Raw genomic sequence first — 13,449 nt, 5'->3', positions numbered from 1 at the left:
ACATACGCGTTGCCGTAGTGCACGCGGGAGTACGCGGCCTGGCCGTCGTTCCTGATGCCGCTGCGGCCGAAGGTGTTCTTGTAGAAGTCCCAGGTCTCCTGCGCGCCGTAGTGGGCGTCGGCGCCCGCGGTCGCGGCGTTGGACGTGGTGCCGTTGCCCCAGGTGTCGTTCGTCTGTGAGAACAGGGTGCCGGTGCCGGACGTGCCCCGGTTGAGGTTGTACGTCTTGTGGCCGCCGCGCGAGGCGTCGTTCAGTGTGTACGTCGAGCCCGACTGTGCCGTGGTCAGGGTGACCTGGCCGCTGTACTGGGTGTTGCCGACGCCGGTCTCGATGCCCTGGTACTCGTAGAGCTTCTTGCCGGTGGCGGCGTCGGTGATGACGTGGAGCTGGTTCGGGGTGCCGTCGTCCTGGAACCCGCCGATCACCGTCTCGTACGCCAGGACGGGCGTGCCGTTCGCCGCCCAGATCACCTTGCGCGGCGCCTTGTCGGCGGCGGTCTTCTCCGAGCCCTGCGCCCGCGCGACGGACAGCGCCTGCTTCTCCGCCTTGGCGGCGGCCACGGTGGGCGTGAGCGAGGCGACCTTGACGGTGGCCGCGGTGGCCTTGACGACCCGCTCGGTCTGCCCGGACCTGGCCGTGTCGACGACCAGGTCGCCGCCGAGCACCGGCAGGCCGGCGTAGGTGCGCTCGTAGCGCGTGTGCACCGTGCCGTCGACGTCCTTGACGACGTCACGGACGACGAGCTTCTCCTTCGCGCCGAGGCCGATCGACCGGGCGGTGTCCGCCTTCGCCGCGTCGGCGTCGCGCAGCAGTTCGGCGCGCTGCGAGGGGGACAGCTTCACGGCCACATGGGCCGGGTTGATCTTTCCCGCCGGGGGACCGGCGGGGGCTGCGCTCGCGGCACCCGACTGGACGGCGGCGGCCAGCAGGGCGGAGACGCCGACGAGGGCGACGGCCGCGGCACGGCGGGAGGGGGTGTGGGAGGTGCGTCTGCGAGAGAAACTGCTGCTCAACACTGACTCCTTCTGCGTGGCCGCGGGTCGCGCGGCCAGGGGAGACCGGACGGAGGGTTTCCCGTCCGGGCAGAACAAAGGCGGAACGCGGAACCAGGTGCATGAAGGTGATGGGCCGCGGCACAGCGGAGGAACCGTGGGGTTGCTGTGGAGGTGCTGTGGGGCGGCCGTGGGAAGCGTGGCAGAGACCCGCGAGGTTGTCAGGGTCGCATCAAGAATTTGGCTGGAAGATATCGAACATGCATGCGTGAATAAGCGACAGGTTCCGGCCGCTCCGCAGCGCGGATCTGTGGACCACCGCCGAGTGAGAGACTGGATGGCTCAGAGACCGTTCCGACCGCGGGGTCGGCCAGAAAGGAGCCCGGCCGTGTCCAGTGCGCGGACCATCCGCCAGTTCGAGCAGCGTATGGCCGAGGTCCTCCGGATCCGACCGGCCGAGGTCAAGGAGATCTTCCAGGGCGCCCGCCCCACCTCCATCCGGGTCAACCGGCTGCTCGACGAGGAGACGTACCAGGACACGCTGCGGGCCGTCCGGGAGAAGGCGCCCAAGGCCTTCCCGGTCGACTGGTGCGAGCACACGTTCCTGTGGCCGGAGAACGACGGCTTCGAGGACATGCTCGCGCTGGCCCACGAGGGCCGGGTCTATCTGCAGAACGCCTCCAGCCTCATCCCGCCCGTCGCGCTGTCGCCGCGCCCCGGCGAGGACCTCCTCGACGTGGCCGCCGCCCCCGGCGGGAAGGCCTTCCACCTCGCCGCCCGGGTCGGCAACGACGGCCGGCTGTGGCTCAACGACGGCGCGGCCCCCCGCGCCCGCAAGATGGGGGAGCTGGCCGAGCTGTACGGCGTGCGCTACACGGAGCTGACCACGCACCCCGCGCAGTACATCGACAAGTCGCTGCCCGCCGAGTCCTTCGACCGCATCCTGCTGGACGTCCAGTGCTCCGGCGAGGGGCGGATCGATCTGCGCCGCCCCAGCACCCTGCGGTTCTGGTCCGAGGAGCGCATCGAGAAGTACAAGTTCCTCCAGACCAAGATGATCAGCGCGGCCTACAAGCTGCTGCGGCCCGGCGGCGTGATGGTGTACTCCACCTGCACCCTCAGCCCCGAGGAGAACGAGTTCCCGGTCAGCAAGAACCTGGAACGGCACGAGGACCTCACCGTGGAGCCCCTGGACTTCTCCGAGCCGTCGTTCCAGCCCGGGGTCACCTCGTGGCGCGGCATGAAGTTCGACGAGCGCCTCAAGAACGCCGTCCGAGTGGCGCCCACCGACACCTTCGAGGGCTTCTTCGTCGCCCGTATCGCCAAGGCGCCGGCCGGGGACGAGTAGCCCTCGGGCAGGCCGCGCCGCCGCTCACGGACCGGCCCCGGGCGTGCCCGAGGCCGCCGCCGGGGCGGCGTTCGTGGCGGCGCACCGACGATCGGCCCGCCGCCCGGGAGGCCGTAGGGAACCTGGGGACCCGGCACACGCGACGTACCGGGCCGCCGAGTCCGGTCCGGCCGTCCGGCCGGTCCCCGGCGCCCCCAGTCACGCCAAGCTGTCCCGCCAGGCCCGGTGCAGGTCCGCGAACCGGCCGGTGCCCGCGATCAGTTCGGCGGGGCTGCCGTCCTCGACGATGTGTCCGCCCTCCATGACCAGGACCCGGTCCGCGATCTCCACCGTCGACAGCCGGTGCGCGATCACGACGGCCGTACGGCCCCGCAGCACCGTCTCCATGGCCCGCTGCACCGCCCGTTCACCGGGGATGTCCAGGGAACTGGTCGCCTCGTCGAGGATCAGCACCGCCGGGTCCGCCAGCAACGCGCGGGCGAACGCCACGAGCTGACGCTGACCGGCCGAGATACGGCCGCCGCGCTTGCGTACGTCGGTGTCGTAGCCCTCGGGGAGCGCGCCGATGAAATCGTGCGCCCCGATCGCCTTCGCCGCCTGTTCGATCTCCTCGCGGGTCGCGTCCGGACGGCCGATCGCGATGTTCTCGGCGACCGTGCCGGAGAACAGGAACGCCTCCTGGGTCACCATCACCACCCCGCGGCGCAGTTCGGTCAGGGTGAGGTCCCGCAGGTCCACGCCGTCCAGCAGGACCCGGCCGTCGGTCGGGTCGTAGAAGCGGGCGAGCAGCTTGGCGAGCGTCGACTTGCCGGCGCCCGTCGCTCCGACCACCGCGACGGTCTGCCCGGCGGGCAGCGTCAGCGAGAAGCGCGGCAGCACCTCCCCACCCGTGCGGTACGCGAACCGCACGTCCTCGAACACGACCTCGCGGCCGGGCTGTTCGCCCGCCGTCGCCGGCAGTGACACGGGCGCGGACGGCTCGGGCACCGACGGCGTCTGCGCCAGCAGCCCCGCGATCTTCTCCAGCGAGGCCGCCGCCGACTGGTAGGAGTTGAGGAACATCCCGAGCCGGTCGATGGGGTCGTACAGGCGCCGCAGATACAGGACCGCGGCGGCGAGCACACCGAGCGCCAGCGAGCCGTCCGCGACCCGGTACGCGCCCCACAGCACGATCCCGGCCACCGCCGTGTTGGCCACCAGCCGGGAGCCCGTGACATAGCGGGCCATCTCCAGGAGCGCGTCTCCGTTGGTCTGCGCGTGCCGTGCGTTCAGGACACGGAAGCCGGCGTCGTTGGCGGCCTCGCGGCGGAACGCGCGCACCGGCCGGATGCCGTTCATCGTCTCCGCGAACTTCACGATGACCGCGGCGATCGCGGTCGACCGGAGGCGGAAGATCCGGCCCGCCCGGCGCCGGTAGAGCCGCACCAGCCCGTACAGCGGCACCAGGGACGCCACCGCCACCGCGCCCAGGCCGAGGTCCAGCCAGAGCAGCATCGCGGAGATGTAGACGAACGACAGGATGACCGTGACCAGTTCCTGCAGGCCCTCGCTGAGCAGTTCCCGCAGCGACTCCACGTCCGTCGTGGACCGGGAGATCAGCCGGCCGGACGTGTAGCGCTCGTGGAAGTCGACGCTCAGCGCCTGCGCATGGCGGAAGATCCGGCCGCGCAGATCGAGCAGCACGTCCTGGCTGACGCGGGCGGAGGTGACGATGAACGCGTACTGAAGCCCGCCGCCGGCCGTGGCGGACAGCAGATAGCCGGCCGCCACCACGATCAGCGGACCGTGATCGCCGTCCCGGAACGCCGGCACGGCACGGTCGATGGCGTACGCCACCAGCAGCGGGCCCACCTGCACCGCGGCCTGCTGGAGCAGGAGCAGCACACAGGTCAGCACGGTCCGGGCCCGCAGCGGGGCGAGCAGCGAGCGCAGCAGGGCGGCCGTGGCGCCCGGGGGCGTGGGCAGGGCGTCGCGGTCGAACGGGTCGTCACGGGCGGCGGACGGCGCCGTGGGCAGCTCTCCCGCCTCGTCCTCGTCGTTCGGCGCGGTGGTCGTCTGCGCCGTCATCGGGCCTCCTCGCGGTCCTCGCCGTGCTCGGGGCGTCCGGACATCAGATGGGCGTACTCGGCGTTCGTACGCAGCAGTTCCTGGTGGGTGCCCACGGCGGCGATCCGGCCGCCGGAGAGCAGGGCGACCCGGTCGGCGAGCAGCACCGTGGACGGGCGGTGCGCCACGACCAGGGCGGTCGTGCCGTCCAGCACCCGGCGCAGGGCCGCCTCGACCGCGGCCTCGGTGTGCACGTCCAGGGCGGAGAGCGGGTCGTCGAGGACCAGGAAGCGGGGGGTGCCGACGACCGCGCGGGCCAGCGCGAGGCGCTGCCGCTGGCCGCCGGACAGGCTGAGGCCCTGCTCGCCGACCTGGGTCCCGGTGCCCTGGGGCAGGGCATGGGCGAAGCCGGCCTGCGCGACGCCGAGGGCACGCTCCAGCTCCTGGTCCCCGGCGGTGTCCGGGGCGCCCATGAGAACGTTGTCGGCGACGGTCGTGGAGAAGAGCGTGGGCTCCTCGAAGGCGACGGCCACCCGGGTGCGCAGCTCCTGCCGGGACAGGGCCGTGATGTCCTCGCCGTCCAGCGTGATCCGGCCCGACATCACCTCGTGCAGACGGGGGATGAGCGCGGTCAGGGTGGTCTTGCCGCTGCCGGTGGCGCCGACGAGGGCCATGGTCTCGCCGGGGCGGACATGGAGGTCGACGCCGTCGAGGACGGCGGGGGAGCCGGGCGGCGCGTCGGGGTAGCGGAAGCGCACGTCGTCGAAGCGCAGTCCGTCCACGGCCGCGGACGGCCCCGCCGCCCGGACGCCGGAGGTCCCCGCGGCCACATCGTCCTCGGGCCGCTCGTCCCGCACCTCGAAGTACCGCTCCGTGGCCGTGGCCGCCTCCTGGCTCATCGCCAGCAGGAAGCCGATCGAGTCCACCGGCCAGCGCAGCGCCAGCGCCGTCGACAGGAACGCCACCAGCGTGCCCGCGGACAGGGCGCCGTCGGCCACCCGTACCGTCCCGATCACCAGCGCCGCCCCGATGGCCAGCTCCGGCAGGGTGACGATGACCGCCCAGATCGACGCGAGCAGCCGCGCCTTCTCCAGCTCCGTCCCGCGCAGGGTGCGCGACAGCTCCCGGAAGGCCCGCGCCTGACTGCGGTGGCGGCCGAACCCCTTGATGATCCGGATGCCGAGCACACTCTCCTCGACCACGGTCGTCAGATCGCCGACCTGGTCCTGCGCCCGCCGCGCCACCTGCGCGTACTTCCGCTCGAAGAGCGCGCACATGACCATCACCGGGATACCGGGCACCAGGATGACCAGCCCCAGCGTCACGTCCTGCGCCAGCATGATGATCACGCCCACGAGGATGGTCACCCCGTTGACCAGCAGGAACGTCAGCGGGAAGGCGAGGAACAGCCGGACCAGCATCAGATCCGTGGTGCCGCGCGACAGCAGCTGCCCCGAGGCCCAGCGGTCGTGGAAGGCGACCGGAAGGCGCTGGAGATGCGCGTACAGATCCGCCCGCATGCCGGCCTCGACGCGGGACAGCGGCCGGGCCACCAGCCACCGCCGTATCCCGAACAGCACCGCCTCGGCTATCCCGAGCAGCAGCAGATACAGCGCACCGAGCCACACACCGGCCGGATCCCGGTCGGCCACCGGCCCGTCCACGAGCCACTTCAGGACGAGCGGGATCACCAGGCCGACGCACGACGCGACGATCGCGATGAACGCGCCGGTCAGCAGCCGCGCCCGCACCGGCCGGACATAGGGCCACAGCCGCAGCAGGGTGCGGACGGTCGAGCGGTCCTTGGGCGTTACACGTTGAGTGGGCATCAGGGGGAGCTTACGGACCGGCACTGACAGTGCCCACCGAGTTTCGGCCGGGCCCGGCTCCGCCTCTCGGTCCTACGACCTGCGTGTTCACGGGCCGCACGGCGCACGTCAGGCCCCGGGCGCCTCTTCAATCCGTCACCCGCAACAGCAGCACCGTCCGTGCGGGCACCGTCACGGTCGTGCCCGCCCGGTGCGGCGTCCCCGGCGGACGCGCCTGCTCCTCCCGGGAGGTGTCCACCACCAGGTCGTACCGCCGCGCCCAGGGCGGTCCCGGCAGACGGAAGTCCACCGGCCCCTCCCCGGCGTGCAGCACCGCGAGGAAGCTGTCGTCCACCACCGGTGCCCCCCGGGAGTCCCGGCCCGGTATGTCGCGGCCCGAGAGATACATGCCGAGGGTCGCGGCGGGCGCGTACCAGTCGTCCTCCGTCATCTCCTCCCCGTGCGCCGTGAACCACGCCAGGTCCCGCAGGCCGTTCGCCGCATGGGCCTGCCCGGAGAAGAACGCCCGGCGGCGCAGCACCGGATGGCGGCGGCGCAGCGCGATCAGCCGGGAGGTCAGCTCGAACAGCGCCCGCCAGCCCGGGTCCTGAAGCAGGCTCCAGTCCACCCAGCCCATCTCGTTGTCCTGGCAGTAGGCGTTGTTGTTGCCGCGCTGGGTGCGGCCCATCTCGTCGCCCGCCACCAGCATCGGCACCCCCGTCGACAGCAGCAGGGTGGTGAGCAGGTTCCGCAACTGCCGCCGGCGCAGCGCCCGTACCCGCTCGTCGTCCGTCTCCCCCTCCACGCCGCAGTTCCAGGAGCGGTTGTCGTCGGAGCCGTCGCGGTTGCCCTCGCCGTTGGCCTCGTTGTGCTTGCGCTCGTACGACACCAGGTCGCGGAGTGTGAAACCGTCGTGCGCCGTCACGAAGTTGACCGACGCGTACGGGCGGCGGCCGCCCCAGGCGTACAGGTCGCTGGAGCCCGACAGGCGGTACCCGAGGTCCCGTACGTCGGGCAGCGCACCCCGCCAGAAGTCCCGTACCGCATTGCGGTAGTGGTCGTTCCACTCCGTCCACAGCGGCGGGAACGCGCCGGTCTGGTAGCCGCCCGGGCCCACGTCCCAGGGCTCCGCGATCAGCTTCACCCGGTGCAGCACCGGGTCCTGGGCGATCACGGCCAGAAACGGGGAGAGCATGTCGACGTCGTGCGTCGACCGCGCGAGCGCCGCCGCCAGATCGAAGCGGAAGCCGTCCACCCCCATCTCCGTCACCCAGTACCGCAGGGAGTCGGTGATCAGCCGCAGCACCTGCGGCTGCATCACGTGCAGGGTGTTGCCGCAGCCCGTGTAGTCGGCGTACCCGCGCCCGTCGGACCCCAGCCGGTAGTAGCCGCGATTGTCGATGCCCTTCAGCGACAGGGTCGGGCCCAGCTCGCCCGCCTCCGCCGTGTGGTTGTAGACCACGTCGAGGATCACCTCGATCCCGGCCGCGTGCAGCGCCCGCACCATCCGCTTGAACTCGCCGACCTGCTGGCCGGTGGTGCCCGCGGAGGCGTAGGCCGCGTGCGGGGCGAAGTAGCCGATCGAGTTGTAGCCCCAGTAGTTGCGCAGGCCCCGGCGGAGCAGATGGTCCTCGTGCGCGAACTGGTGCACGGGCAGCAGCTCCACGGCCGTCACACCGAGCCGCACCAGGTGGTCGACGGCCGCGGGGTGCGCCAGGCCCGCGTAGGTGCCGCGCAGTTCCGGGGGAATGCCGGGGTGCAGCCGGGTGAAGCCGCGTACGTGCAGCTCGTAGATCACCGAGTCCGCCCACGGGGTCTTCGGGCGGTGGTCGTCCGTCCATTCGTCGTCGGGTCCGTCGTCGTGCACGACGACGCTCTTGGGGACGTACGGCGCCGAGTCCCGCTCGTCGCGCACGGTGTCCGCGACCCGCTGGTCGGGCCAGTCCCGCACATGCCCGTACACCTGAGGCGGCAGGCCGAAGTCGCCGTCCACCGCGCGCGCGTACGGGTCGAGGAGGAGTTTCGCCGGGTTCCAGCGCGCGCCCGTCCATGGGTCCCAGCGGCCGTGCACCCGGTAGCCGTACCGCTGTCCGGGCATCACTCCCGGCACGAATCCGTGCCAGATCTCGTGTGTCAGCTCGGTGAGCGCGACCCGTGTCTCGCGGCTCTCGGCGCCCCGCCCGTCGAACAGACACAGCTCGACCGCCTCGGCACCGCCCGCCCACAGCGCGAAGTTGGTGCCCGCGACCCCGTCCGGGCCCGCGTGAAAGCACGCCCCGAGCGGGGTGGGCGCACCCGGCCGCACGGGCACGGACGGCACCGGGCGCCGCCGGCCGTCGAGCACGGCGGCCGGGCGCGCGGACCGTCCCCCGTCCGCCCGCTCCCTCTCCCCTGCCTCCTGCTCGGCTGCGCTCGACACCGTTCAGCCTCCCGCGGCTCGTCGGGGCGACGCGGGGGAAAGGGCGCGCGGCATCCCGCCCTTTCCTGGCCTGCCCGCCTCCGGGGCGCCTCGCCGGTACCGGGAGACCGGCCGCGCGGGGCCCGGGGGGCCCGCGCACACCGGTATCCCGGCACGGGCGCGCCCCTGCGGCTCACGGGCGCGGCTTCCCGTCGCGTCGTCCTCCCCACTGTTCTGCCCACAGCGTGGCTCGCACTCACGTTTCCCCAGGAGAGCCTGGGTCGTTGGGCCCGGCGTGATGCACGTACAGACGCACGCGCGGCGCACGGGAGCCCTCCTGGCCGCCGCACTGACCTGGGCGGGCCTCGTGGCCGGCTGCACGTCCCAGGGATTCGACGAGGTGTTCGGCAAGCCGCCCGCGCCCCGAGACGTCATCCGCGTCTCCCCCGACGACGGCAGCAGGGCGGTGGGCGCCGGCCGGCGGCTGCGGGTGCGGGTGCCCGACGGCCGTCTGGAGTCGGTGACCGTCGTCAGGTCCCAGGACGCGCAGGACTCCCCGGTGCCCGGGCACCTCTCCGCCGACGGCCACGTCTGGCGGCCCGACGACGACCGGCTAGCCCTCGCCGCCCGCTACACCGTCGACGCGGTGGCTCGCGACGGCCGGGGCCGCCGCTCGGCCCGGCACGTCACCTTCACCACGTTCGTCCCCGGCCGGCGCTTCATCGGATACGTCATCCCCGAGAACCGTTCGACGGTGGGCACCGGGATGATCGTGTCCCTCCAGTTCAACCGGGAGATCGAGCACCGGGCCGCCGTCGAGCGCGCGATCCGGGTGACCGCGCAGCCGCCCGTGGAGATCCGCCCGCACTGGTTCGGCGGGAACCGCGTCGACTTCAGGCCCCGGGAGTACTGGAGGCCCGGCACCCGGGTCACCGTCACGCTGCGGCTGCGGGACGTGGAGGGCGCGCCCGGGGTCTACGGCCTGCAGTACAAGACGTTCTCGTTCACCGTCGGGCGCAGCCAGGTCTCCCTCGTCGACGCGGCCGCGCACACCATGCGGGTCCGCCGCGACGGCAGGCTGATCGCCACCGTGCCGATCACCGCGGGCGCCCCGAAGACCACCACGTACAACGGGAAGATGGTGGTCATGGAGATGCTGGAGGTCACTCGCATGGACGGCCGCACGGTCGGGTTCGGCGGCGAGTACGACATCCCCGACGTGCCGCACGCCCTGCGCCTGACCGACTCCGGCACCTTCGTGCACGGCAACTACTGGGCACCGGGCGCTCCCGGGCACGCCAACGTCAGTCATGGCTGCGTGGGTCTCAGGGACGTCAAGGGCGGTGGCCCGGACACCCCCGCGGGCTGGTTCTTCGACCGCAGTCTCGTCGGCGACGTGATCGAGGTCGTGCACAGCGACGACAAGAAGGTCGCTCCCGACAACGGGCTCGGCGGCTGGAACATGAGCTGGCCGCAGTGGACGGCGGGCGGGGCGGTCCGGCGGTAGCCCGCCGGGGGCGCACGGGCGTGCAGGGGGGGGGCGTGTGCCCCGCGGCCCTCAATGCTTCTTCGCGCGCCCGAAGTTGGGACTGAACAGTGACAATCGCGGGGAGTCATCCGGCCGGGACGTGTGATTAATTGACGGAATGCGCGCGGGTCGCGAGCCGGAGCCGCAGGGACGCGCCAGAGGCGGAAGACCGGGCGCGCACAGGACCGAAGGGCTGGGCACGGTCGGTGTCATGCCACCGGCTCGGACGTCCCGGCAGGCGCAGACATGTCGGGGTGTGCGGCCCTGATCAGGCCGTGTGAGGGGAGAACGAACGTGAACGGGCGACCGATATCGGGGGCATCGGTTGGTGCGCGGGGAAGACGGGAGCAGGGGAGTGGCAGTGCACGGCGGGGGCGCAGGGGGCTCACGGCACTGATACTCGGAGCCGTCCTGGTGACCGCCACCGCGTGCGGCGGGGGAGGGAACTCCGCCACGGGGGCCGGCGTCGGCAAGGGCAAGGACTCCGGCGAGGCCGCGAGCAAGCAGTCGCAGGCCGTCGTCACCATCGCCCCCGAGAACGGCGCCAAGGCCGTGGACACCGGCGGCGCCCTCAAGGTGACGGCCGCCAAGGGCAGGCTGACCGAGGTCAAGGTCGAGGACACCAAGGGCCGCGAGGTGGCCGGGGCGATATCCGGCGGGGGCGCCACCTGGACGCCCTCGACCCATCTGGCCGCGGCCACGACGTACAAGGTCCACGCGGTCGCCAAGGACGCCGCGGGTCTCAGCTCCGCCCAGGAGTCCTCGTTCACCACGCTCACCCCGAAGAACACCTTCGTCGGCAGCTACCAGCCCGACGACGGCACCACCGTCGGTGTCGGCATGCCGTTCTCGATCCGCTTCACCCGGGGCATCACCCACCCGGCGGACGTCGAGAAGGCCATCACCGTCACGACCGAGCCGGCCGTCGACGTCCGCGGCCACTGGTTCGGCAACGACCGCCTCGACTTCCGGCCCGAGCACTACTGGAGGCCGGGCACCAAGGTCACCGTGAAGCTCGCCCTCGACGGCGTCGAGGGCCGCCCCGGCGTCTACGGCAAGCAGACCAGGACCGTGCACTTCACCATCGGCCGCAGCCAGGTCTCCACCGTCGACGCCAAGACCCACATGATGGTCGTCAAGCGTGACGGCAAGGTCGTCAAGACCATCCCGGTCACCACCGGCAAGCCGGGCTACGACAGCTGGAACGGCCAGATGGTCATCAGCGAGCGCCTCGTGGTGACCCGGATGAACGGCGAGACCGTCGGCTACGGCGGCGAGTACGACATCAAGGACGTGCCGCACGCCCAGCGTCTGACCGACTCCGGCACCTTCATCCACGGCAACTACTGGGGCGGCGGCGCCTTCGGCAACTACAACGCGAGCCACGGCTGCGTCGGTTTGCGCGATGTGCGCGGCGGTTACGACAAGGCCGTGCCGGCCGCCTGGTTCTACGACCACTCGATGATCGGCGATGTCGTCGTCGTGAAGCACTCCCACGACCGGACCGTGGCGCCCGACAACGGGCTCAACGGCTGGAACATGCCCTGGGACGAGTGGACCAAGTAGGAGCTCTCGAGGGGCCGGGCCCGGTGTGCCGCTGTGAGCGAGTACACCGGGCCCGGTGCGTTAGTGCCCGTTAACCTACCTGGCATGACTGTGCATCTCGAAGTGGCCGAGGGCGTCGGCACCCTCCGCCTGGACCGCCCGCCGATGAACGCCCTGAACATCGCCGTCCAGGACCGGATCAGGGAACTCGCCGAGGAGGCCACGCGCCGCGAGGACGTACGCGCCGTGGTCGTCTACGGCGGGGAGAAGGTGTTCGCGGCAGGCGCGGACATCAAGGAGATGCAGCACCTGGACCACACCGCGATGGTGCTGCGCTCCCGCGCGTTGCAGGACTCCTTCTCCGTCGTGGCCCGCATCCCCAAGCCGGTCGTCGCCGCCATCACCGGCTACGCCCTGGGCGGCGGCTGCGAGCTGGCGCTCTGCGCGGACTACCGCATCGCCGCCGAGAACGCGAAGCTGGGGCAGCCGGAGATCCTGCTCGGCCTGATCCCGGGAGCGGGTGGCACCCAGCGGCTGGCGCGGCTGATCGGCCCGTCGAAGGCCAAGGACCTCATCTTCACCGGGCGGATGGTGAAGGCCGACGAGGCGCTGTCGCTGGGCCTCGTCGACCGCGTCGTGCCGGCGGAGGGGGTGTACACCGAGGCGCACGCCTGGGCCGCCCGGCTCGCCAAGGGTCCCGCGATCGCGCTGCGCGCCGCGAAGGAGTCCGTCGACGCGGGACTGGAGTCGGACATCGAGACCGGTCTCGCGGTGGAACGGAGCTGGTTCGCGAGCCTGTTCGCGACCGAGGACCGGGAGCGCGGCATGAGCAGCTTCGTCGAGGAGGGCCCCGGCAAGGCGAAGTTCGTCTGACGGGGCCGCCTGCGGCGGCGGGTCCATCGGGAGGCGTGCGGTGGCCGGTTCGACGTGAGAGTTGTCCAGGACATCACGCCGATTTCCTTGCAGTTGACGCCGCGCCTCGTCCGGCGTCTCCCGAGAGGCGGATCAAGGCAACCTTGAGGCCACTCCGCCGCCGACGCCTCGCTCCGGTTCACAACCGGCCGTGGTGTGCGGGTCGGTTGGGGAGAGCAAACGTCCAAGGCGTGGTTGACACAGGCCCATCGAATCGTGTGGGAATTGTGGTCCCAGGGGTCATCTTCCGTCGTAACGCCTCCCGGCAGGCCCCTGGGCGGCCATGATGGGGGCCATGGCGGGGCTGGAGGGCATCGAACAGCCGCGGCGGCACGCGAGTGCGACCGCGGCACGCTGGTCGCCTGCGGTCGAGGACGAACGGGCAGTGAAGGCGCTGGAGTCGTGCGGCAACCCCGCCGAGGCGGAGGTCTCGTTGCCGTCCCTCCCCGAATCCGCGGCCACCGCGCGCCGCCTCGCCCAGATCGTGGTCCTGCGCCACTGGGGGCTCTCCCCGAGGATGGCCGAGGACGTCGTCCTGCTCGTCTCCGAACTCGTCGGCAACGCCGTACGGCACGCCGGCGCACGCGCCTTCGGACTGCGCATGCACCGGCGCCGGGGGTGGATCCGCGTCGAGATCCGCGATCCCTCCCGCGGGCTGCCCTGTCTGATGCCGGTGCAGGACCTGGACATCAGCGGCCGGGGAGTCTTCCTCGTCGACACACTCGCCGACCGCTGGGGCGTCGACCTGCTGCCGCGGGGCAAGACGACATGGTTCGAGATGCGGGCCGCCGACCGCTGACCGCGTCTGCCCGGCAGGACCGCGAAACCGCAGCGGTGCGAGGCGTGGGGGGCGGTTCGTCCGATCATGTGCC

9 protein-coding genes are annotated in these 13,449 nt (G+C 72.0%); 5 read left to right on the top strand and 4 right to left on the bottom strand.

The window, feature by feature from the left end:
- Positions 1–1,013: M4 family metallopeptidase (locus ACWD5Q_RS16810; RefSeq protein WP_451427745.1), on the bottom strand; the 1,013-nt coding region annotated here is incomplete at its 3' end.
- Between the two features lie 367 nt (positions 1,014–1,380).
- Between ACWD5Q_RS16810 and ACWD5Q_RS16805 the strand changes: the two genes are divergently transcribed.
- The gene (locus tag ACWD5Q_RS16805; RefSeq protein WP_451427744.1) at positions 1,381–2,340 is read left to right on the top strand and encodes a hypothetical protein; all 960 of its coding nucleotides are present in this window, start codon (positions 1,381–1,383) and stop codon (positions 2,338–2,340) included.
- Positions 2,341–2,538: 198 nt separating this feature from the next.
- On the opposite strand, the gene ACWD5Q_RS16800 is transcribed toward ACWD5Q_RS16805, so the two are convergent.
- The 3 genes from ACWD5Q_RS16800 to glgX form a co-directional block, all read right to left on the bottom strand.
- Positions 2,539–4,407: an ABC transporter ATP-binding protein gene (locus ACWD5Q_RS16800; protein ID WP_451427743.1), complete on the bottom strand. Its 1,869-nt coding sequence runs from the start codon at positions 4,405–4,407 to the stop codon at positions 2,539–2,541.
- Positions 4,404–6,215 carry an ABC transporter ATP-binding protein gene (locus tag ACWD5Q_RS16795; RefSeq protein WP_451427742.1) on the bottom strand — a complete coding sequence of 604 codons (1,812 nt, stop codon included), beginning with the start codon at positions 6,213–6,215 and terminating at the stop codon, positions 4,404–4,406. Before ACWD5Q_RS16795 ends, ACWD5Q_RS16800 begins: the two co-directional genes overlap by 4 nt.
- A 127-nt stretch (positions 6,216–6,342) precedes the next feature.
- The gene (glgX, locus tag ACWD5Q_RS16790; protein ID WP_451427741.1) at positions 6,343–8,613 is read right to left on the bottom strand and encodes a glycogen debranching protein GlgX; all 2,271 of its coding nucleotides are present in this window, start codon (positions 8,611–8,613) and stop codon (positions 6,343–6,345) included.
- A gap of 277 nt (positions 8,614–8,890) precedes the next feature.
- Between glgX and ACWD5Q_RS16785 the strand changes: the two genes are divergently transcribed.
- The 4 genes from ACWD5Q_RS16785 to ACWD5Q_RS16770 all read left to right on the top strand — a co-directional run bounded on the left by ACWD5Q_RS16785 (position 8,891) and on the right by ACWD5Q_RS16770 (position 13,376).
- Positions 8,891–10,099: an Ig-like domain-containing protein gene (locus ACWD5Q_RS16785; protein WP_451427740.1), complete on the top strand. Its 1,209-nt coding sequence runs from the start codon at positions 8,891–8,893 to the stop codon at positions 10,097–10,099.
- Between the two features lie 315 nt (positions 10,100–10,414).
- On the top strand, positions 10,415–11,686 hold the full coding sequence (locus ACWD5Q_RS16780; RefSeq protein WP_451427739.1) for a L,D-transpeptidase: 1,272 nt from the start codon (positions 10,415–10,417) through the stop codon (positions 11,684–11,686).
- A gap of 84 nt (positions 11,687–11,770) precedes the next feature.
- The gene (locus ACWD5Q_RS16775) at positions 11,771–12,538 is read left to right on the top strand and encodes an enoyl-CoA hydratase/isomerase family protein (protein ID WP_451427738.1); all 768 of its coding nucleotides are present in this window, start codon (positions 11,771–11,773) and stop codon (positions 12,536–12,538) included.
- A gap of 334 nt (positions 12,539–12,872) precedes the next feature.
- Entirely contained in the window at positions 12,873–13,376 is a 504-nt protein-coding gene (locus ACWD5Q_RS16770; RefSeq protein ID WP_451427737.1) for an ATP-binding protein, read from the top strand.
- Positions 13,377–13,449: the final 73 nt, after the last annotated feature.

The sequence above is a fragment of the Streptomyces sp. NPDC002513 genome (genome assembly GCF_053595355.1).
The sequence above is the reverse complement of the archived record's forward strand: the minus strand, read 5'-3'. Positions and strand labels throughout refer to the sequence as shown.

Bases quoted from the DNA above. Each gene is read 5' to 3' on its own strand.
- ACWD5Q_RS16800 (WP_451427743.1), bottom strand. From the start codon at position 4,407: ATGACGGCGCAGACGACCACCGCGCCGAACGACGAGGACGAGGCGGGA.
- ACWD5Q_RS16795 (WP_451427742.1), bottom strand. From the start codon at position 6,215: ATGCCCACTCAACGTGTAACGCCCAAGGACCGCTCGACCGTCCGCACC.
- ACWD5Q_RS16785 (WP_451427740.1), top strand. From the start codon at position 8,891: ATGCACGTACAGACGCACGCGCGGCGCACGGGAGCCCTCCTGGCCGCC.
- ACWD5Q_RS16775 (WP_451427738.1), top strand. From the start codon at position 11,771: ATGACTGTGCATCTCGAAGTGGCCGAGGGCGTCGGCACCCTCCGCCTG.
- ACWD5Q_RS16770 (WP_451427737.1), top strand. From the start codon at position 12,873: ATGGCGGGGCTGGAGGGCATCGAACAGCCGCGGCGGCACGCGAGTGCG.